Genomic DNA, 20,282 nt, shown 5'->3' with positions numbered 1-20,282 from the left:
TCCCGGCCATTAGCCGTGACTATTTCACTTTTCCGAGCGCTTGACCGCCTGCCAGTAGGCCTCCTGCTCTTCGAGCGAAAGACTGGCGAAGTTGACGTCATCGCCCTTGGCAAGCGCTTCCATGGCTCGGAAGCGTCGCTCGAACTTGGCGTTCGCGGCGCGGAGGGCATCTTCGGGTGCAATGCCGTTCAGTCGCACGAGATTGACGGCAGCGAACAGCAGATCTCCAGCTTCCTCGAGCTTGTCTGCCGGGCCAGCTTCCTCGAGTTCATTCATTTCTTCATGAACCTTGGCGGCGGCGCCGCTGGGATTGGGCCAATCGAAACCGACCCGCGCGGCACGCTTCTGGAGCTTTTCCGCGCGCATCAGCGCCGGGAGCGATACCGCCACGCCGTCGATGGCGCCGGTTGCGCCCCTGATGGCGCGTTCACGAGCCTTGATCTGTTCCCAACGCTCCGTCTGCGGATCGTCGGAAATGTCGTCGCCGAAGATGTGGGGATGGCGCGTTTCCAGCTTGTTCGAAATGGCCGCTGCGACATCGGCGAAGGCGAAGTGCCCGAGTTCTTCGGCCATGCGAGCATGGAACACGACCTGAAGCAGCAGGTCGCCTAGCTCGTCGCGTAAGGAATCAAGATCGTCGTGCGCGATGGCTTCGGCGACTTCGTACGCTTCCTCGATCGTGTACGGGGCGATCGTGGCGAACGTCTGTTCGCGATCCCATTCACAACCGGTCTGCGGATCGCGCAGGCGAGCCATGATGGAAAGGAGGCGGTCGATTTCACCGGGTGCGGTTTCAGTCATAAGACGCCGATAATAATGATTATGTAAAATGTAGAGCATGCCAAGGACGAGAACCTCAAGGTTCGATCCGGAAACCGGATACTTGGATCAGCAGAACCAATCCGATGATGATCGCCGCCCAGATAGCTGCCATGCGCAAGGCCTTGCCGGCGCCCAGCGAGCGGATTTCCGAATTGCGCAGCGCCAGAACCAGGCACGCGCCGATGGCGATCACCGAAACGATAATACCGCCCTGGTTCATGGCGCGATCACCAGCCCATCGTAGCCTACCTGCACATTCGCAGGCACTGACGCGCTCAGGGTCGCATAGTCCATACTTTTGTCGAGATGCGTCAGCACGACCTTGCCTGCGCGGCAGACCTCCGCAAGTTCGAGCGACATGGCGAGATGAGCGTGGGTCGGATGCGGTTCCCGGCGCAGGCAGTCTACGACCAGAACATCGCATCCATAGAAGAGATCGACCATTCCGCGCGTGATTTCGTTGAAATCCGTAGCGTAAGCCACCGATTTTCCGTCGGCATCGAAGAGGAATCCGGTGGAGTCCATCCCGCCGTGAGGCATCTGCACGTGGCCCACCCGGAACCCTTCACACAATCGCAGGGTGTCCAGATTGTCGAGTGAAATGAGCGTGGGATAGCCATGTTGCCCGGCAAATACGTAGCCGAACCGCTGGCGCAGGCGGCGAACCGTTTCCGTGTGGGCAAAACCCGGTATCGGCCCCGCGCGCCCGTAGCGAAGCGGCCGTAGGTCGTCGATGCCATGGCAGTGGTCGGCATGGTCGTGAGTCCAGAAGACCGCGTCGAGATGGTGGATGCCGTTGGTGAGCAGCTGCGCACGCAAGTCCGTCGGTGTGTCTACCAGGATGCGCGAACCCATATCGCTTTCAAGCAGGATCGCGACGCGCGTGCGGCGATTGCGCGGCTCGTCCGGATCGCAAAGTCCCCAGTCCGCCTTGCCATCCTCGCCGCCCAGGCGGGGCACACCGGTCGATGTGCCGCTGCCGAGGATCGTGACTTTCATGCGTATGCGGCCTTTGTGAACAGGCCGAAGAAGTTGCGCGTGGTCGTCTCGGCCAGTTGCTCCGGCGTTACGCCGCGCAGATTGGCGACGAAACGGGCGGTGTCCGCCGTAAAGGCCGGCTCACTTTTCCGGCCGCGATGGGGAACCGGCGCCAGAAACGGCGAGTCCGTTTCAACCAGCAAGCGGTCCTCGGGTATTGTCCGAACAACCTCCTGCAGGTCCTTGGCGTTCTTGAATGTCACGATACCGGAAATGCTGATGGTAAGGCCCAAGTCCAGCACCTTGCGTCCGAAGTCCGCGCTGGCGGTAAAACAGTGGATGAGCGCGGGAAAGCCCCCCTTCCCCATCTCGTCCTCAAGGATGTCGGCCGTATCGGCTTCAGCATCCCGCGTATGGATGATGATCGGCAGGCTGGTTTTGCGCGCGACCGCAATGTGGGTGCGGAACAAGGCCTGCTGCACGGCGCGGTCGGACTTGTCGTAATAGTAGTCGAGGCCGGTTTCGCCGATGCCGATGACCCGGGGATGAGACGCGGCTTCGATTAAAGCACCCTCACCCAAATCCGCATGCTGGTCGGCCTCGTGCGGATGGATTCCCACCGAAGCCCAGACGTCGGGCTCTCTGGCAGCCGTGGCGATGACCTTGTCCCATTCGCGCCGCCGCGTGGAAATATTGAGAAACCCGCCGATTCCCGCCTGCCGTGCTCGGGCGAGCACCTCTGACTGGTCCTCGACGAGACCCTCGTACTCGAGATGGCAGTGCGAATCGATCAGCATCAGGCGGCAACATCCTGCGGCAGTTCCAGGCGCGGGAACACGCCCACCGGCTTATCCACCTTGTAACCCGAAGCAACCAGCACCGGAAACCACTCAGCGTCCTCCAAAGAGGCATAATCGCGCGCGCCGGCAGTCTGGCCCATCTGGTCGAGGAGGGCATCGATGGAGGTCGGAACCACAGGACGCACTGCGATCGCCAGATCCCGCACGACACGGAATAGCGTCATCAATACGGCTTCCATGCGGTTTGGATCGGACTTGCGCAGCGCCCAGGGGGCCTGTTCGTCGACGTACTGGTTGCAGGCGAAGACCGCGCGCATCCAGGCCTCCAGGCCGTCGCTGAACGCGAGTTCGTCGAAGGCCTTGCGCAATCCCGCGATTCCCTCGGCCACCGCCGCGAACAGCGCCGCATCGGCGTCGGACTCTGGAAGTCCTGATTTAACTTCGCCATCCATATTCTTGAAGATCATGGAAAGACTGCGCTGAGCGAGGTTGCCGAAGCTGTTCGCCAGTTCAGCGTTGGTGCGTGTCACGATGGCTTCCGGCGACCAAGATCCATCCTGGCCGAAGGCGACCTCGCGAAGGAGGAAATAGCGTACTGCATCGACGCCGAAGGTGTCGGCCAGGGCGATCGGGTCGGTCACATTGCCAAGTGACTTCGATTCCTTCTGGCCACGATTGAGCAGGAACCCGTGTCCAAAGACCTGCTTGGGCAGCGCCAACCCCGCGCTCATCAGGAAGGCGGGCCAGTAGACCGTGTGGAAACGCACGATGTCCTTGCCGATCAGGTGCAGGTCCGCCGGCCAGTACTTGGCGTAGTCGCCGCTCTCGTCCGGGAAGCCAAGTCCGGTGATGTAGTTGGTCAACGCATCGACCCAGACGTACATCACGTGGTTGTCGGAGCCAGGCACCTTGATGCCCCAGTCGAAGCTGGTGCGAGACACGGACAGGTCGCGCAGGCCGCCTTCGACAAAGCGCAGGATCTCGTTCCTGCGGCTGTCGGGGCGGATGAAATCGGTCGATCCGTAAAGATCGAGAAGCTTGTCCTGATATTTGGACAGGCGGAAGAACCAGGATTCCTCAACGGTCCATTCGACGGGAGTCCCCTGGGGGGACAGTTTCTCGCCGTCCTCGCCAGTTATGAGTTCGGTTTCGTCGTAATAGGCCTCGTCGCGGACCGAATACCACCCGTCGTAGCGGTCCAGATAGAGATCGCCGGCAGCTTCCATGCGCTTCCACAGTTCCTGCGTCGCGGCATGATGCCGGGGTTCGGTGGTGCGGATGAACAGATCATATCCAACGTTAAGACTGTCACACATATCAATGAAATGCTGTGACATTTCCGTCGCCAGCGCCGCCGGCGTGATGCCAAGGTCGCGCGCCTTCTGGGCCATCTTCAGGCCGTGCTCGTCCGTGCCCGTCTGGAAGCGGACGTCGAAGCCTTCCGCTTTCTTGAAGCGGGCTATAACGTCGGCGGCGATCGCTTCATAGGCATGGCCGATGTGCGGCTTGCCGTTCGGATAGCTGATGGCGGTCGTGATATAATAGGGCTCGCCCATACGGCGTCGCTCTTTCTGTGATGTTTGATATCAAATGCTCATGTACATTCTCAAGTCGGCCGGCCTTGCAAGCCTTCGCGAAAATGAACTAGCGAGCGGCTTCTCTAGGCATCGCGGCCGAGGCCAGCAACCCGCCAATTTCCATAATCAGGAGTCCGGCGTCGAAATTGTAGGTCGTCGCCTGCGTGGAGAGCTCGGTGAGGACGCCATGTGCGTCGATGATCCGCAGTTGCCGATCGCGCGTGGACTGCCGCAGTTCGTGAACGAGGACCGACCGGGCCAGTTCGAGCGTCGCCACCTGCCGGTCGCGCGAAGGGCGGGCTCCCATCTCATCAGCCAAGGCACCGCGCAAATGGAACCGCGCGTCACCTTCGCGTATGATGCGCGTCATCAATGAATGGAGGGCTCCGAGGTCGTGCTCGACAAAATCGAGAGCGATCCCCGGCGAGCCGTGCGAGGCGGCAATCGCTGCGGCACGGGCTTCAGCGCCGGCATGCGGCGCGTCCCGGCGTATCACGGCGTCGAGTTCTCCGGCATCCAGCGACGCGAAACGCAGGATGCGGCAGCGCGAACGGATCGTCGGCAGCAGGCGGCCGGGCTGGTGGGCGACGAGCAGGAAGAACGTCCCGCTGGGCGGTTCTTCCAGCGCTTTGAGCACCGCGTTGACGGCACTCTTTTCCATGTCGTCGGCCGGATCGATGACGATCGCGCGCTTGTCGCCGAGTGTGGGCTTGGTGGACAGTCGCCGGATCATCTCGCGCACCTGGTCGACGGTGATGTTGCGCTTGGTCTGGTAGGCCTTTCCCTCAGCCTTCTTCTTCGCCTCGTCGTCGTTGGCGGGGAGGTGTTCGAGGATGTGGATGTCAGGATGCGTGTCCACGTCCGGCGCCGGGTGTCCGGGCAGCCGAACGAGTTCGGCAGCGGCGGCACGGGCGAAGGCGCGCTTGCCCAGACCCTTGGCGCCGCTCAGCAGCCAGGCGTGATGCATGCGCTCGGAAGCGATGGCGGCAAGCCATTCCTGCCACGCGGCGTCCTGGCCTACAGAGGGCGTCCGAGAATTCATGGCAGCAGCGGGGCCAGCGCGGCGAGCACCAGCGAATGCGTCGACTGAGGGTCGCCGTTGCCATCGATATGGGCGAAGCGGTCGGGGTCCGCACCGGCGAAGGCCGAAAAGGCGGCGGCGACGCGGGCGTGATAGGCGTTATCGCGGCCACCGATGCGGTCCGAGCCGTCGACGTCGCGCCGGGCGAGGCGCTCAACGGCGACTTCGGGTGCAACTTCGACGAGCAGGGTGAGGTCGGGCAGCAGCCCCTCGCTGCCGATGCGGTGCAGGAGGGTGATATCGTCATCGGACAAGCCGCTGCCGCCGCCCTGGTAGGCGCGGCTCGAATCGAGATAGCGGTCGCAGACCACCCAGGCGCCCCGTTCCAGCGCGGGGCGGATCAGACGGTGGACGTGATCCGAGCGCGCGGCGGCGAACAGGAGCGCTTCGGCGCGCGGGTTCCAGCTGACGCCCCCGTCACCCTCAACCCCGTCGAGCAGCAGGGCGCGGATGGCCTCGGCGCCAGGAGTTCCGCCGGGTTCGCGGGTTACGACGACCTCCAGGCCGCGCTGGCGCAGCGTTTCGGCGAGCAGGCGGGCCTGCGTTGACTTGCCCGCGCCCTCCCCGCCTTCGAGCGCGATGAATTTTCCCTGGGTCATGTGAACAGGTTGATAAGCCCGTTCCACAGCCTGTCCAGCGGTCCGGCCACGGCCACGTCGCGTCCGGCGTAGAGCGGGACGCGGCCCGGCGCGAGGCCGGCGACGCGGATCTCGAGCTCGCCCACCTGCTCGCCCTTGCGGATCGGCGCTGCAATAGGGCCGCGATAGCGTGCGGTTAGCGTCACGCCAGGCTTGCTCCCGCGCGGGATGGTGGCGTGGACCTCGCGGTTGGCGACGAGCGGGAGCGAGCGCATGTCGCCGCCCTGGACGCGGGCCTGCGCCACGGTCTGCCCCTGGTCGAACAGGTGGCGCGTGTCCCAGGCGGCAAAGCCCCATTCGAGCAGGGCCTTCGCCGCTTCGTCGCGCGGCTTGGGCAGCGGCGAGCCCGCCAGCACCATCACCAGACGGCGTCCGCCGCGCTCTGCAGTGCCGAGGAAGTTGTAGCCGGCCTCGCGGGTGTAGCCGGTCTTGATGCCGTCTGCGCCGGGCACCACGCCCACGGTGGGGTCATGGCTGCGCATGGCGACGTCGCGCCAGAACCAGCGTTTGTGGCCCGAAAACTCGCGGTAAAGGTCCGGATAACGGGTTATCATGGCGTCGGCGAGCTTCACCAGGTCGCTCGCGGTGACGTAAGTGTTGCCCTCGTCCATCCAGCCGTTGGGGGTGTTGTAGTGGCTGCGCGTCATGCCGAGGCGGCGGGCGGCGTCGTTCATCTTCGCGGCCCACGCCTCGATGCTCCCGGCATAGCCTTCGCCGAGCACCACCGCCGCGTCGTTGGCCGAGGCGGTCATGATCCCGTGGAGCAGGTCGCGCGCGGTCGGCCGGTCCTTGGTGGTGATGTACATGTTGGTGCCCTTGGCGAACCACTCGCGCTCGGTTTCGGGGCGCTCCACGAACTTGCGGTCGAGGCTGAGGCGACCCGCGCCGATCTCCTCGAAGGCGACGTAGGCGGTCATCACCTTGGTCACCGAGGCGGGCAGGAACGGCGTGTCGGGATGGCGCTGCACGAGCACCTGACCCGATCCCAGGTCGACGAGGATGCTGACCGGGATCGTCGCCAGCTGGGCGGGCGGAGTGGGCGGCGGCGTGGCGGCTCCTACGGCGCTGGCGGGCAGCGCGGCGATCAGGGCAAGCTTCAGAACGTGCGAAAAGGACTTCAAGACCCGTATTCTCCCGCGCGCCCGGTCGGCGCCTGGTTTCGCGCGGGAGCCTTCAGGTCACTCCGCGCTCTGGATTCGTGCGTCGCTATAGCCCGCGCGTTTCACCTTCTCCAGCGCCGGCGCGGCTTGTGCACGGTTGGTGTAGGGCCCGACCTTCACGCGCCAGAATTTTCCGGCCTTCGAGACGGTTCCGCCAAGCTGGCCCGCGACCTTGCGCGCCGAGGCTTCTGACGAGAACGCCGCGACCTGCACGACCAGTGTGCCCTTCGCAGGCGGTGTGGCGGGCGCGCGCGAGGGCTGCGAGGCAGGCCTGGGCGCCGCCGCGACCGGTGGTTTGGCGGGCGCCGGAGCGGCCGCGGGCTTGGGCACGGGCGCCCTTGCGGGAACGGGCTCCGGCTTGGGCGCGGGCTTGGCGGCTGCCGCTGCGGGCACGCTGGAGGGGATCGACGGCGCGGTTGCCGGCACGGGCACCAGCGGCGACTGGTCCGCCAGCTTGCGCCGCAGGACCTTCAGCAGGCCCTCGGGCGTCGCCATGCGATCGGGTGCGCGGCCCCCGTTGCGCAGGAGTGCGCGCTCCTGCTCCGGCGGGTTGACCCGGCGCACCCGCACCGGCGCCTTGCCGCCGGGCGCGAGACCAAGCTGCGCCGCCGCGTCCGGCGACAGTTCGACCAGCGTGTCGTTGCTCATCGGCCCGCGCCGTTCGAGGCGCAGAAGGATGGTGCGGCCGCTGTCGAGTGCCGTCACCTCGACATAGCACGGCAGCGGCAGCGTCTTGTGCGCACCCGTCACGCCCGAGCCTTCGCCGGTGACGGCCTCCCCCACGGCATCGTAGTTGAGCTGGTCGACCGGGGTCCAGACCTTGCCGTCGATGGTGAAGGGATCACCCACCACCACCGGGTAATCGGCGGCCGGGCCGGTCACCGGGAGGTCTGGCGGCGCCTGCCTGCGCTCGGCGGCGGGGGCGCCGGTGGCGGCTCCCAGCAGGATCAGCGCCGCGAGCGGCAGGGCATGGTTAACGGGAAATCTCATCTGCAAGCAACCCCACGGACATGGCGTAGTAGTTCGAGCAGTTGTACTGGAGGATCACCCGATAATTACCGGTTAACAGCCAGGCGGGCGTCCCCGGTCCGTCGGGCTGGAACAGCGAGGTCAGCACGTCGCCGCCGATCGCGCCCTGCGCCGTCACCCCCAGTGCGCGCCACTGCGCGACGGTCTTCCACTGCGAATGGCGGGCATGGACGCGGTCGCAGCTGGGCGCGACCAGCTTGGTGGCGTAGGCATCGACGTTGAAACCGGCGGGTACGCCCGCGCGCACGCCCCAGGGCTCGCCCTGCCGCCAGCCGGCGTCGCGGAAGTAGTTGGCGATCGAGGCGATGGTGTCGGCGGAACTGCTGAAGATGTTGGGCCGCCCGTCGCCGTCGCCGTCCACGGCGAGGCGCAGGTAGACGCTGGGCAGGAACTGCGGATAACCGAAGGCCCCTGCCCAGCTGCCCTTGAGCTGGGAGCGCGGCACGCCGCGGTCGACCATCTTCATCAGCGCGATCAGCTCGCCCTCGAACAGCTGGCGGCGGCGCCCCTCCCACGCCAGCGTGGCGAGCGAGCGGGCAAGGTCGAAGTCGCCCGTGTAGCTGCCGTAATTGGTTTCGTGCCCCCAGATCGCGAAGAGGATCGGCGCGGGCACGCCGTAGCGCCGCTCGACCTGCGCCGAGATCGAGGCCAGCGAGGCATAGCGCGCCCGTCCCCGGTCGATGATCGACGGCCCGACGTGCTGCGAGATGTACGGAGCCAGCGCCGGCGGCGCGGCCTGCCGGCCCGGCTGCGCGGTGTCGAGGGCGATCACCCGCTCGTTGGGTGTCAGGCCCGTCAGCACGCTGCCGATCGTCGCCTCGCTGACGCCCTGCGCGCGCGCATGGGACGCGACCTGCTCGAGGTAGGCGGGAAAACTCTCCGTCTGGGCGCATGCCTGCATCGCGGGCAGCGGTGCCACGACGAGGGCCAGGGCGATGGATGGAAAACGCAGCGAACGCAGGAAGGATCGAAAGGTCATCGCGAGGGAACTTCGCACAAAGCACGAAGGTTGCAAATGGCCTGGCCTCCTTGGCCGTGGACAGCCGCCGCAAGCCCGGCGCCGCTCACCGATCAACCGTCATCTCCGCATCGGCCCGCATTGCCCCTCTTGCGCCGACGCGACATTGGGCTATGCGCGCAAGTGTGCGGACAGGTGGCCGAGTGGTTTAAGGCAGCGGTCTTGAAAACCGCCGTGGGTGCAAGCTCACCGTGGGTTCGAATCCCACCCTGTCCGCCACATTTCCGTTTCTCCCGGATCGTCGATCTCAGGCCGATGCGGGTTGCGGGCGGTTGGCGATCAGGTTGTCGACCACCGAGGGGTCGGCCAGCGTCGAGGTGTCGCCCAGGTTCGAGACGTCGTTCTCGCCGATCTTGCGCAGGATGCGGCGCATGATCTTGCCCGAGCGGGTCTTGGGCAGGCCCGGCGCGAACTGGATGACGTCCGGCGTCGCGATCGGGCCGATCTCGTGGCGGACCCAGGCGATCAGCTCCTTGCGCAGCGCCTCGTCGGGCTCGACCTCGGCGTTGGTGGTGACGAAGGCGTAGATGCCCTGCCCCTTGATGTCGTGCGGCATGCCGACGACCGCCGCCTCGGCGACCTTGGGATGAGCGACGAGCGCGCTTTCGACTTCGGCGGTGCCCATGCGGTGGCCCGAGACGTTGATGACGTCGTCGATGCGGCCGGTGATCCAGTAGTACCCGTCCTCGTCGCGGCGGCAGCCGTCGCCGGTGAAGTAGGTGCCCTTGTACGTGCTGAAATAGGTCTGGAAGAAGCGCTCGTGATCGCCCCAGACGGTGCGCATCTGCCCCGGCCAGCTGTCGGTGATGACGAGGCTGCCGCTGCCGGCGCCTTCGATCTCCCGGCCCTCGGCATCGAGCAGCTTGAGCTGCACGCCGAACATCGGCCGCGTCGCCGAGCCGGGCTTGAGCGCGGTGGCGCCGGGCAGCGGGGAGATCATGATGCCGCCCGTCTCGGTCTGCCACCAGGTGTCGACGATCGGGCAGCGCCCCTCGCCCACGACGTCGTGGTACCAGCCCCAGGCCTCGGGATTGATCGGCTCGCCCACCGAGCCCAGCAGGCGCAGCGACCGGCGCGAGGTCTTCTTCACCCAGTCGTCGCCCTCGCGCATGAGCGCGCGCAGCGCGGTCGGAGCGCCGTAGAAGATCTCGACGCCGAACTTGTCGACCACCTGCCAGAAGCGGCTCGGATCGGGGAAGTTGGGCACGCCCTCGAACATCACCGTCGTCGCGCCGTTCATCAGGGGGCCGTAGACGGCGTAGGAATGGCCGGTGACCCAGCCGATGTCGGCGGCGCACCAGAACACCTGTCCGGGGCGGTAGTCGAACACGTACTCGTGCGTCATCGATGCCCAGACCGAATACCCGCCGGTGGTGTGCAGCACGCCCTTTGGCTTGCCGGTGGAGCCCGAGGTATAGAGGATGAACAGCGGGTCCTCCGCGCCCATCTCCACCGGCTCGCACGCGGCCGGCTGTTCGGCGGCGGCGGAGGCCCAGTCCACGTCGCGGCCTTCGACCATCGGCACGTCGGCGCCGGTGTGCGAGAGGACGATCACCGTATCGGCGCAGGCGCAGCGGGTCAGCGCTTCATCGACGTTGGCCTTGAGCGGGATCTTCTTGCCGCCGCGCAGGCCCTCGTCGGCGGTCAGGACCACGCGGCTGTCGCAGTCGGTGATGCGGCCCGCGAGCGCGTCGGGCGAGAAGCCGGCGAAGACGATCGAGTGGATTGCCCCGATCCGCGCGCAGGCGAGCATGGCGACCGCGGCCTCGGGCACCATCGGCAGGTAGATGGTGACGCGCTCGCCCTTTTTGACACCCTTGGCCCTGAGCAGGTTGGCGAAGCGGCAGACCGCCTCGTGCAGTTCGCGGTAGGTGATGCGGCGGTCCGGGGTCTTCGGATCGTCGGGTTCCCAGAGGATGGCGATGTCGTCGCCGCGGGTCGCCAGGTGCCGGTCGAGGCAGTTGGCCGAGAGGTTCAGCGTGCCGTCCGCGAACCACGAGATGCCGAAGTCCTCCTCGTGGAAGCTCGCCTGCTTCACCACGCTGAAGGGCTTGATCCAGTCGATCCGCTGCGCTTCGCGGCGCCAGAAGCCTTCGGGATCGGCGACCGAGCTTTCGTACATCTCGCGGTAGCGGGCCTCGTCGATCAGGGCGTTTTCGGCCCAGTCGGCGGGGACGGGATATACGGCCTCGGCCATCGGTACTTCCTCTCGATCCGGTCTGGCCCGGTATGCGGACCTTTGCACCGAACATGGCGGCGCTTGTGATGCGGATCAAGTCGCCGTGATAACCTCATGGTAACACCTTGCGCCGCAAGCGAGCGTTCAACCTAGGAGAAACCCGTGCCGCACGACAGGACCACCACGCGCGCCAGCGTCGAGATCCTGTGCGAGGTCCGCCAGGGCACCCGGCCCTGGAAGGCGGCGCGGCTGGAGGACCTGTCTCCCGGCGGCTTCCGCATCGCCAGGCTGCCCGATGCACGGCCCGAAGTGCCCCTGCGCATCCGCATTCCCGGCCTCCAGCTGCTGAGCGCGCGCATCTGCTGGGTGCGTGAAGGCGCCGTGGGCTGCGAATTCGCCGAGCCGCTGCACGTCGCCGTATTCGAGCATATCGTTCGCGCCGCGGGCTAAATTCCGGGGGCGTGCAGCCGTTCTCCCAATGCTCTCTGCGCTTCAGGAGAGAGATACGGAGGCCTGAGAGCGCAGCGAACCATCCGCACTTGAGCGGGGCGCGCCGCCCACATCTCGCAAGCCGTTGCTCTGAAGGGAAGAGTGCTAAGACGGTTTCGCAGCTCTAGCGCGAAAATCTGGACAGGCGGCGAGCGCCCCTTGCGGTCGTTCTGATTTCAGCACACCTTTAGCCAATGCGGCGATTAATCATGGTGGGAAGCATCCTCTGCGCCTTCGCGTTATCTGGCTGTTCGTATACCTACGACCTGCGCGCTGTAAAAATTGGCGGTCGCATCGCCTTCATAGTTGATCCACGATCACAGCGTAGCGCCGACTGCATCAGAAGTATTCATGTCCAAACGGCTCGTAACGAAAATGCAATCGCATCAGCGGGGGCGGATGACGATCCGGTTTTGGTTCGTAACGGCGTATTTTGGTATAAAGATTACGCCGTCGATGATTGTTTGAACGCTTTCCCGATATTTTATGGGCAAAAGCTGAAGGGCGAGCCGTTTAAATATTCTGACCCCACCGAAAAGGGTGTTGAAGCGAAGCCTCTGAAGGTTGGAGTCATCTACGAGGTGGAAACAGCTAGCAGTGGAGGTTATGGGGGAGGCCGTTTTCGAATTCGTGAAGACGGTAGGGTCGAAAATTTGCCTTGATTAGACGCCCTACCAAGCGAATTGGCTACGGATGAGATGTCTGTGGCGGATGGCAACTAACCACCCAAAATCGCCGATCAGCAACGTTCAGGACACGCCCTCCTTGCGGACATAGCGCATGTGCTCCAAGTTACGGGCATGTTGCTCAAACGCTATAACATCCCGACATGGATAGCTCCCATTTGCGCGGCTGCGATAGGCTTCGGAATGTCCCACCTTGGTCAACACTTGGACATGTCGAAGTTTGCATCTGATGCCGTAGGAGTCGCAACAGGTCTTCTGGTAATCGTCGTGCTTTATCGCCTGATAGGGCGTCGCGCAGATTGAAAGAGACCGTCCGCTGCCACTCAAAGTCTGCCGTTCAGGCCCCTGCTCTCGGTCCTGAAACCGGACATTCCGTAACCAACTGACCGCACTCCGGCCCGACGTTCCGCCCCGACGAAAAAGGGCGGACCTTGCGGCCCGCCCTCTTCATATCGCAATCGGAGCCGAGGCTCACATGTGCAGCGCGCGCCCATAGGCGGCGAGCACCGATTCGTGCATCGTTTCCGAGATCGTCGGATGCGGGAACACCGTGTTCATCAGCTCCGCCTCGGTGGTCTCGAGCGTCTTGCCGACGACGTAGCCCTGGATCATCTCGGTCACTTCCGCGCCGATCATGTGGGCGCCGAGCAGTTCGCCGGTCTTGGCGTCGAACACGGTCTTCACGAAGCCCTCGGGCTCGCCGAGCGCGATCGCCTTGCCGTTGCCGAGGAACGGGAAGGTGCCGGCCTTGACCTCGTAGCCTTCTTCCCTGGCCTTCGCCTCGGTCAGGCCGACCGATGCGATCTGCGGGTGGCAGTAGGTGCAGCCCGGGATGTTGCGGCGGTCGAGCGGGTGCGGGTGGACGTCCTTGTTGCCCAGTTCCTTGGCGATGGACTCGGCGGTGGTGACGCCTTCGTGGCTCGCCTTGTGCGCCAGCCACGGACCCTCGACGCAGTCGCCGATGGCCCAGACGCCGGCCACGTTGGTGCGGCCATAGCCATCGACCTTGACGTGGAAGCGCTTGTCCGGCTCGATGCCGAGTTCTTCGAGGCCGATGTTCTCGACGTTCGGCACGATGCCGATGGCGACGATGACGTGGCTGTATTCCTGCGTCTCCTCGGCCTTGCCCTTGGGCGTGATCTTGACCGAAACACCCTTGTCGGACGTGGTGATGTCACCCGCCTTGGCGCCGGTGAGGATCTTGATGCCCTGCTTGGTCAGCGCCTTTTCAAGGAAGGCCGAGACGTCGGCGTCCTCGACCGGCACGACGCGGTCCATCATCTCGACGACCGTCACATCGACGCCCATGTCGTTGTAGAAGCTGGCGAACTCGATGCCGATCGCGCCCGAGCCCAGGACCAGCAGCTTGCTGGGCAGTTCCTTGGGCGTCATCGCGTGGCGATAGGTCCAGATGCGGTTGCCGTCGGCCTTGGCCTTGGGCAGGTCGCGGGCGCGGGCGCCGGTGGCGATGATGATGTGCTTGGCTTCGAGGGTCTCGGTGCCCTTCTCGCCGGTCACTTCCAGCTTGCCGGGAGCCACAAGCTTACCGGTGCCCATGTGCACGGTAATCTTGTTCTTCTTCATCAGGTGCGTGACACCCTTGTTGAGCTGCGAAGCGACGCCGCGCGAACGCTTGACCACCGCGTCGATGTCGGCGGTGATGTTGTCGGCGGCCAGCCCGTAGTCCTTGGCGTGCTTCATGTGGTGCAGCACTTCGGCCGAGCGCAGCAGCGCCTTGGTCGGGATGCAGCCCCAGTTGAGGCAGATGCCGCCCAGCAGCTCGCGCTCGACGATGGCGGTCTTCAGGCCCAGCTGCGATGCGCGGATCGCCGCGACGTAGCCACCGGGGCCGGAACCGAGAACGATGACGTCGTAAGTATCAGCCACTGAATCAACTCTCCTGTTCGATTGCGCGGGGCCTGCCCGCATCGTCGATGGCAACGAAGGTGAAGACCGCTTCGGTCACTTTCACCTGCTCTTCTTCATGCCGGTGGCGGCGCCAAGCCTCGATGGCGATGGTCATCGAGGAGCGGCCCACCTTGCGCAGGTTCCCGTAGACGGAAACCTCGTCGCCGACCTTGACCGGCGAGTGGAACTGCATGCCGTCCATGGCGATGGTCACCGCGCGGCCATGCGAGTGGCGCGCGGCGATGAGGCCGGCGCCCATGTCCATCAGGCTCATCAGCCAGCCGCCGAAGATGTCGCCATAGGCATTGGCGTCGGCGGGCATGGCGGTGATGCGGATGACGGGTTCGCGGTACTCTTCCGCCATTTACTGTGCCTCTACGGTAGCGGCCAGAGGCTGCGGACGATCGTCCACCCCCAGCGCCACGAACGTGAAAATGCCGGTGGCGACCTCGACGTGATCCTCGCTCGCCCGCGCCCGGCCGAAGCCGCGCGTGGCGACCGTCATCGAGGTGCGCCCCGTCCTTGCGACCCGCGCATACACGTTGAGCTCGTCGCCCACGGCCATGGCGCCCGGGAAGGTGAAGTCGGTCGCGCCGACCACCACGGCCTTGAAGCCGGTGCGGCGGGTCACCAGCGAGGCGGCGCCCAGCGCGAGCTGGCTCATCAGCCAGCCCCCGAAAACGCCGCCGTAGGGATTGAGGTCGGTGGGCATCGCGGTCACGCGAATGACCAGTTCTCCGGCCTCAGACTCCATGTCAGGCGACCATGCCCAGCGGGTTCTCGACGTATGCGCGGAACGCGGCCATCAGGCGCGCGCCGTCGGCGCCGTCAACGGCCCGGTGATCGAAGCTGCCAGTCGCGGTCATGATCGTCGCTACTCCAAGCTGCCCGTCTGGCATGACCCAGGGACGCTTGTCGCCTGCCCCAATGGCGAGGATGGTCGACTGCGGCGGATTGATCACGGCGGTGAACTGCTTGATCCCCATCATCCCCATGTTGGAGATCGAGGCGGTGCCGCCCTGGTATTCCTCGGGCTTGAGCTTGCCTTCCTTGGCGCGCTTGCCCAGGTCCTTGGTGGCCTTGGCAATCGCCGAGAACGACTTGCCGTTCGCGTCCTGCACGATCGGGGTGATGAGGCCGTTCGGGATCGACACGGCGACCGAGACGTCGGCGCGCTGGTAGCGGATCAGCTCGCTGCCCGCGAAAGTCACGTTGCACTCGGGCACGTCGACCAGCGCAAGGCCGAGTGCCTTGATCAGCATGTCGTTGACCGAGACCTTGACGCCCTGCTTTTCCAGCGCGGCGTTGAGTTCGGCGCGCATCGCCATCAGCTTGTCGAGGCGGATGTCGACCGTGAGGTAGATGTGCGGCGCTTCCTGCATCGACTGCGTGAGGCGTCGCGCGATGGTCTTGCGCATGCCCGAAAGCTTGTCGACGGTGTGCGGGATGCGGTCGTCGAGCAGCGCGCGGGTCTCCGCGGCCATCTCGACCGAGGCCGGCTTGGCGGGTGCGGCTGCCGTGTCGTTGGCGGCGGCGGGGGCTGCCGACTTGGGCTTGGCAGTGCCGGGCTGCGCGCCTTCGACGTCGGCCTTGACGATGCGGCCGTTGGGGCCGGTGCCGGTCAGGGCTTCGAGGTCGACGCCCTTGGCGGTGGCAATGCGCTTGGCGAGCGGGGAAGCGATCACGCGGCTCTCCTCGTTGGATGCGGTCTTGGCGGCGGGAGCGGGAGTGGCGGCAGGCGCGGCTTCGGCGGGTTCAGCCTTGGGAGACTCTTCCTTGGGAGCTTCGGCCTTGGGGGCTTCCTTGGCGGGTTCCTCGGCCTTGGGAGCGGCCTCGATCGCGGAGGCGTCCTCGCCCTCTTCGACGAGCACGGCGATCACGGTGCCTACCTTCACGCCTTCGGTGCCTTCGGCGACGCTGATCTTGCCGATCACGCCTTCGTCTACGGCCTCGAACTCCATCGTGGCCTTGTCGGTCTCGATCTCGGCCATGATGTCGCCGGAAGCGACGGTGTCACCCTCCTTCACCAGCCACTTGGCCAGTTTGCCTTCTTCCATCGTGGGAGACAGGGCGGGCATCTTGATCTCGATGGGCATGGAAACTATCGCGTTCCTTGTTGTCCGGGGGAGGTCGGAAAAGAGATTTCGCCCCTCATTGGACAACTTGACCCTTGCGCACAAGCGCCCCGCAGTTTCTTTTTTCGCAACGGTGGTGGCTTGCACTGCAGCCTTCGCGTATCAATAAGCCCGATGGAGAGGGAACAGGCAATGCGCGTCTACCTGGTGATTGTCGACGAAAGCGACGAAGCGCTTGTCGCTCTGCAGTTCGCGGCGCGGCGCGCGGCCAAGACCGACGGTGCGCTGCACCTTCTCGCGCTAGTTCCGCCCCAGCCTTTCAACGCCTTCGCCGGCGTCCAGGCCACCATCGAGGAAGAAGCCCGCGCCCGCGCCGAAACGCTGGTGACCGCGGCGGCGGGCAACCTCCTGTCACAGGGCGCGAAGATGCCGGTGATTTCCGTGCGCGTCGGCGAGGACATCAAGGTGGTGCGCAAGTATCTGGAGGAACACCCCGAGGTCTCCGCGCTGGTCCTCGGCGCCGCGCGCGAGGGTGGGCCGGGGCCGCTGGTGTCGCACTTCACCGGGGCGGGCATGGCGCATATGACCTGCCCGGTGTTCGTGGTGCCGGGCGGGCTGGATGCCGAAGCGATCGAGCGGTTCAGCTGAGAGCTCCCGTCATCCCAGCGAAAGCTGGGATCGCTAGCAGGGCCGAACCCACCTTTCGGCGAGGTTCTGCCTAAAGACTCGCCAGCGGTCCCAGCTTTCGCTGGGACGACGTCTTAACTATCGAAAGCTCAGCGCTTGCCCTTCCCCTTGTGCCGGATGTTCGCCGGCCGGCCGCGCTTGCCGACGAGGTGGTTGCCGCGCTTGGCGAAGGCCGTCTGGGGACGCCCGCGCGGCTCGATGCGGCCGCCACCTTCCTCCAGCTCGAACTTGAGCGCACCGGTCAGCGGATTGGCCTCGGCAAGGCGCAAGGGCAGGACCTGCCCGACGGCATATTTCGTGCCGCTCTGCTCGCCCACCAGCACGCGCGCCTTCTCGTCGTAGCCGAACCGCTCGTCGCCCAGCGTCGAGACGGGGACCAGCCCGTCGCCGCCGAGCCGCAGGATCGTGGCGAAGAAGCCGAACTTCTGGACGCCGGTGATGCGGCACTCGAACACCTCGCCCACACGCGCCGACAGCCAGGCGGCAACGTAGCGGTCGATCGTCTCGCGTTCGGCCTCCATGGCGCGGCGCTCGGCCATGCTGATCGCCTCGCTGACCCGGCCGAGATCGCCCTTGTCACGCTCGGACAGGCCGGAGGTCGCCGGAATGTCGCCCTGCGGCCTGGGCTGCTCCAGCTTGTAGGCATCGACCAGCGCGCGGTGGACCAGAAGGTCGGCGTAGCGGCGGATCGGCGAGGTAAAGTGCGCGTAGGACCCCAGCGCCAGCCCGAAGTGGCCGGCATTGCTCGGCCCGTAATAGGCCTGGGTCTGGCTGCGCAGCACGGCTTCCATGATCAGCGCCTTCTCGGTCTCGTCGGCAATGTCCTTGAGCATGCGGTTGAACAGGCCGGGCGTGATGACCTGCCCCATGGCCAGCTTCTTGCCGAACGTCGCGAGGTATTCCTTCAGCGCCATCAGCTTCTCGCGGCTCGGCGTCTCGTGGACGCGGTAGACCACGGGCGCGGTCTTGGCTTCCAGCGCCTTGGCGGCGGCGACGTTGGCGGCGATCATGAAGTCCTCGACCACGCGGTGCGCATCGAGCCGCTCGCGGATGGCGATCTCGGCGATGCGGCCCTGCTCGTCGAGCCTGACACGGCGTTCGGGCAATTCCAGTTCCAGCGGATCGCGGGCCTTGCGCGCGGCGGCGAGAGCCGCCCACGCCGACCACAGGTGCTTGAGGTGCTCTTCCGCCCGGTCCTCGTCGATGCGCGCCTGTGCTTCTTCGTAAGCGATGACCTCGTGAATGCGGACCAGGGCGCGGGTGAAGCGCCAGTCGGAGACGCGGCCTTCGGCGTCGATCCTGATGTGGCAGGCCATCGCCGCGCGGTCCTCGCCCGAGCGCAGCGAGCACACGTCGGCGCTCAGCACTTCGGGCAGCATCGGCACGACGCGGTCGGGGAAATAGACCGAGTTGCCGCGCTTGCGAGCTTCACGGTCGATCTCGCCGCCGGGGCGCACGTAGAACGACACGTCAGCGATGGCGATCAGGGCATCGAAGCCGCCCTGCCCGTCCGGCTGCGCCCAGATCGCGTCGTCGTGGTCGCGCGCGTCGGAGGGGTCGATGGCCACGATCGGCAGGTGGCGCAGGTCCTCGCGGTGCTCGTGGCTGAGCGGCAGCTTCGCGGCCAGCTGCGCCTCTTCCAGCGTCTCCTGCCCGAAGTGGTTGGGAATGCCGTGCTTGTGGATGGCAATGAGGCTGAACGCGCGCGGCGCCAGCGGCTCGCCCAGCACCTGCACGACCTTGACCGAGGGCCGCGCCGACTTGCCGATCGGCTCGCCCAGCACCAGCTCGCCCGGCTTGGCGCCCGCAAGATCGGCGATCGGCGAGGAGTGGCGGATACGCTTGTCGACCGGCGCCAGCCAGGGCTTGCCGGCGGTGTCCATCTCGACCACGCCGAGCACCTGGTCGGCGCTCAGTTCCAGCTTCTTCATCGGGTAGCCGCGCCACCCGTTGTCATTCTCTTCGGTGCGGGCGAGCACGCGGTCACCCTTGCGCAGCGCGGAACCCCTGTGCCTGCCGGGGCCCTTCTCGATCAGACGGATGCGCGGCGGCGGGGTGGCATCGTCGGGCTGCCAGGTGTCGGGAACGGCGATCGCCTCGCCCTCCTCGATATCGACCACGCGCAGCACGGTGACGCGCGGCACGCCGCCCATCTTGTGGAAGGCGGTGCGCTTGCCGTCGATCAGGCCTTCCTCGGCCATGTCCTTGAGCAGCGCCTTGAGCTGGATCTTCTCCGCGCCCTGAAGGCCGAAGTGCTGCGAAATCTCGCGCTTGCCGGCCGGTTCGGTCGAGGCCTGAATGAATTCGAGTATCTGCTTGCGCGTGGGCAGGCCGGGGGCGGGACGGTTCTTCTGTGGCATCGGCCAGCAATGGGGCTGACGCGGCGCTAATGCAATGGGGCGGGTGTTGCTGCCTGCAACTGGCACGCTTGCCTATCAGCCAATAGCCTCGTCGCCCCCGCGCATGCGGGGGGGGCGCTTTCTTCCGTGAGCTCGAAAGAACAAGCGGGGTCACCGCCTACGCGGGGACAACGAGGGGTTTTGCGGAGCCTGTCAGGCGATTCAGAGGTGGTCGGGTTCCGGGCCGTAGCGGTTGTCGCCGTCGCTCGATGGCCAGACGCCGAACACGATGACGATCACCACCGGGATCCATGCGACGAGGCCGTTGAGCATCAGCGCGCCCTGCGCCTCCTGGATGCCGGCGATGTCACCGGTGCGGGCGAGCGTGACGACGCGCACCGCCTTGTCGATCGAGGCGATCTGCAGGGCAATGCCGCCAAGCTGGATCAGCGCGGTCAGCGGGGCGATCCAGCCGGGCTTGTTCGAATCGTGCAGCCGCCGCGTGAACGCCGCGAGCATGAGCCCGATCATGACCAGCGTGACGACCGCCGAAGTCCAGGCCGAAACGCGCATCATGCCCGCCAGCCTGTCGAACATGCGTGTCTGGATTTCCGCCTCGCTGGCGCCCTGCTGCGCGGCGGAGAACACGTCGCCCATCATCGGCCCGGTCATCGCGATCGAGATCAGGAACGAGATCGCGATCTGGATGATGACCAGGAACAGGATGTAGAACCAGAAACGCGAACGACCCTCGCGGCCCCTGAAATTGCCCAGGTTGGCCAGGTTGTATTTGATCGCCGTCAGCATCCGGTTCTT

Annotated in this window: 19 protein-coding genes, 1 tRNA gene and 1 pseudogene; 4 read left to right on the top strand and 17 right to left on the bottom strand. The window is 65.8% G+C overall.

Going from position 1 to position 20,282, the window contains the following annotated elements:
* Nucleotides 1-24: 24 nt before the first annotated feature.
* The 10 genes and pseudogenes from mazG to AC07M9_RS07560 form a co-directional block, all read right to left on the bottom strand.
* Nucleotides 25-801: a nucleoside triphosphate pyrophosphohydrolase gene (gene mazG / locus AC07M9_RS07605; RefSeq protein WP_494882672.1), complete on the bottom strand. Its 777-nt coding sequence runs from the start codon at nt 799-801 to the stop codon at nt 25-27.
* Between the two features lie 55 nt (nt 802-856).
* Nucleotides 857-1,042 (bottom strand): hypothetical protein, encoded by a 186-nt coding sequence (locus tag AC07M9_RS07600; protein ID WP_494882671.1) that lies wholly within the window; start codon nt 1,040-1,042, stop codon nt 857-859.
* Nucleotides 1,039-1,821, bottom strand: coding sequence for an MBL fold metallo-hydrolase (locus AC07M9_RS07595; RefSeq protein ID WP_494882669.1), 783 nt, complete (start codon nt 1,819-1,821; stop codon nt 1,039-1,041). The genes AC07M9_RS07600 and AC07M9_RS07595 overlap by 4 nt, the downstream gene beginning before the upstream one ends.
* Complete coding sequence (locus AC07M9_RS07590) at nt 1,818-2,597, bottom strand: TatD family hydrolase (RefSeq protein ID WP_494882667.1); 780 nt, start codon at nt 2,595-2,597, stop codon at nt 1,818-1,820. The genes AC07M9_RS07595 and AC07M9_RS07590 overlap by 4 nt, the downstream gene beginning before the upstream one ends.
* Nucleotides 2,597-4,168: pseudogene (gene metG / locus AC07M9_RS07585) on the bottom strand (methionine--tRNA ligase); the annotation flags it as partial. The gene AC07M9_RS07590 and the pseudogene metG, both read right to left, overlap by 1 nt.
* A 76-nt stretch (nt 4,169-4,244) precedes the next feature.
* Nucleotides 4,245-5,219: a DNA polymerase III delta subunit-related protein gene (locus AC07M9_RS07580; protein ID WP_494882665.1), complete on the bottom strand. Its 975-nt coding sequence runs from the start codon at nt 5,217-5,219 to the stop codon at nt 4,245-4,247.
* The gene (gene tmk, locus AC07M9_RS07575; protein WP_494882663.1) at nt 5,216-5,857 is read right to left on the bottom strand and encodes a dTMP kinase; all 642 of its coding nucleotides are present in this window, start codon (nt 5,855-5,857) and stop codon (nt 5,216-5,218) included. Before tmk ends, AC07M9_RS07580 begins: the two co-directional genes overlap by 4 nt.
* A complete protein-coding gene (locus AC07M9_RS07570; protein ID WP_494882661.1) occupies nt 5,854-7,017 on the bottom strand; it encodes a D-alanyl-D-alanine carboxypeptidase family protein in 1,164 nt (387 codons plus the stop codon). The genes tmk and AC07M9_RS07570 overlap by 4 nt, the downstream gene beginning before the upstream one ends.
* Before the next feature lie 57 nt (nt 7,018-7,074).
* Nucleotides 7,075-8,046, bottom strand: coding sequence for an SPOR domain-containing protein (locus AC07M9_RS07565; protein ID WP_494882659.1), 972 nt, complete (start codon nt 8,044-8,046; stop codon nt 7,075-7,077).
* Nucleotides 8,030-9,064, bottom strand: a complete 1,035-nt coding sequence (locus AC07M9_RS07560; protein ID WP_494882657.1) for a lytic murein transglycosylase — start codon at nt 9,062-9,064, stop codon at nt 8,030-8,032. Before AC07M9_RS07560 ends, AC07M9_RS07565 begins: the two co-directional genes overlap by 17 nt.
* Before the next feature lie 168 nt (nt 9,065-9,232).
* Between AC07M9_RS07560 and AC07M9_RS07555 the strand changes: the two genes are divergently transcribed.
* Nucleotides 9,233-9,322 (top strand) — tRNA-Ser (locus tag AC07M9_RS07555).
* A 28-nt stretch (nt 9,323-9,350) separates the two neighbouring features.
* Here AC07M9_RS07555 and acs read toward each other — a convergent pair.
* On the bottom strand, nt 9,351-11,300 hold the full coding sequence (gene acs / locus AC07M9_RS07550) for an acetate--CoA ligase (protein ID WP_494882655.1): 1,950 nt from the start codon (nt 11,298-11,300) through the stop codon (nt 9,351-9,353).
* A gap of 144 nt (nt 11,301-11,444) precedes the next feature.
* Here acs and AC07M9_RS07545 point away from each other — a divergent pair, with 144 nt between their 5' ends.
* Together AC07M9_RS07545 and AC07M9_RS07540 are read left to right on the top strand one after the other, a co-directional pair.
* Nucleotides 11,445-11,732 (top strand): PilZ domain-containing protein, encoded by a 288-nt coding sequence (locus AC07M9_RS07545; protein ID WP_494882653.1) that lies wholly within the window; start codon nt 11,445-11,447, stop codon nt 11,730-11,732.
* A 248-nt stretch (nt 11,733-11,980) separates the two neighbouring features.
* Complete coding sequence (locus tag AC07M9_RS07540; protein ID WP_494882651.1) at nt 11,981-12,433, top strand: hypothetical protein; 453 nt, start codon at nt 11,981-11,983, stop codon at nt 12,431-12,433.
* Between the two features lie 495 nt (nt 12,434-12,928).
* Here the strand turns inward: AC07M9_RS07540 and lpdA are convergent, their stop codons facing one another.
* Genes lpdA through AC07M9_RS07520 form a run of 4 tightly spaced genes read right to left on the bottom strand, consistent with a single transcriptional unit; the run spans nt 12,929 to nt 16,461 of the window.
* Nucleotides 12,929-14,344 (bottom strand): dihydrolipoyl dehydrogenase, encoded by a 1,416-nt coding sequence (gene lpdA / locus AC07M9_RS07535; RefSeq protein ID WP_494882650.1) that lies wholly within the window; start codon nt 14,342-14,344, stop codon nt 12,929-12,931.
* Nucleotides 14,345-14,348: 4 nt separating this feature from the next.
* Nucleotides 14,349-14,729, bottom strand: a complete 381-nt coding sequence (locus tag AC07M9_RS07530; RefSeq protein WP_494882648.1) for an acyl-CoA thioesterase — start codon at nt 14,727-14,729, stop codon at nt 14,349-14,351.
* The gene (locus tag AC07M9_RS07525) at nt 14,730-15,119 is read right to left on the bottom strand and encodes an acyl-CoA thioesterase (RefSeq protein ID WP_494882646.1); all 390 of its coding nucleotides are present in this window, start codon (nt 15,117-15,119) and stop codon (nt 14,730-14,732) included.
* A 1-nt stretch (nt 15,120) separates the two neighbouring features.
* Nucleotides 15,121-16,461 carry a pyruvate dehydrogenase complex dihydrolipoamide acetyltransferase gene (locus AC07M9_RS07520; protein ID WP_494882644.1) on the bottom strand — a complete coding sequence of 447 codons (1,341 nt, stop codon included), beginning with the start codon at nt 16,459-16,461 and terminating at the stop codon, nt 15,121-15,123.
* Nucleotides 16,462-16,632: 171 nt separating this feature from the next.
* Between AC07M9_RS07520 and AC07M9_RS07515 the strand changes: the two genes are divergently transcribed.
* Nucleotides 16,633-17,088: a universal stress protein gene (locus tag AC07M9_RS07515; protein ID WP_007680300.1), complete on the top strand. Its 456-nt coding sequence runs from the start codon at nt 16,633-16,635 to the stop codon at nt 17,086-17,088.
* 128 nt (nt 17,089-17,216) lie between these two features.
* Here AC07M9_RS07515 and rnr read toward each other — a convergent pair whose 3' ends face one another.
* Together rnr and AC07M9_RS07505 are read right to left on the bottom strand one after the other, a co-directional pair.
* Complete coding sequence (gene rnr / locus AC07M9_RS07510) at nt 17,217-19,487, bottom strand: ribonuclease R (RefSeq protein ID WP_494882641.1); 2,271 nt, start codon at nt 19,485-19,487, stop codon at nt 17,217-17,219.
* A 201-nt stretch (nt 19,488-19,688) separates the two neighbouring features.
* Nucleotides 19,689-20,273: a DUF805 domain-containing protein gene (locus AC07M9_RS07505; RefSeq protein WP_494882640.1), complete on the bottom strand. Its 585-nt coding sequence runs from the start codon at nt 20,271-20,273 to the stop codon at nt 19,689-19,691.
* Between the last annotated feature and the right edge of the window lie 9 nt (nt 20,274-20,282).

The organism is Novosphingobium sp. GW821-FHT09E05 (assembly GCF_059416165.1).
The sequence above is the reverse complement of the archived record's forward strand: the minus strand, read 5'-3'. Positions and strand labels throughout refer to the sequence as shown.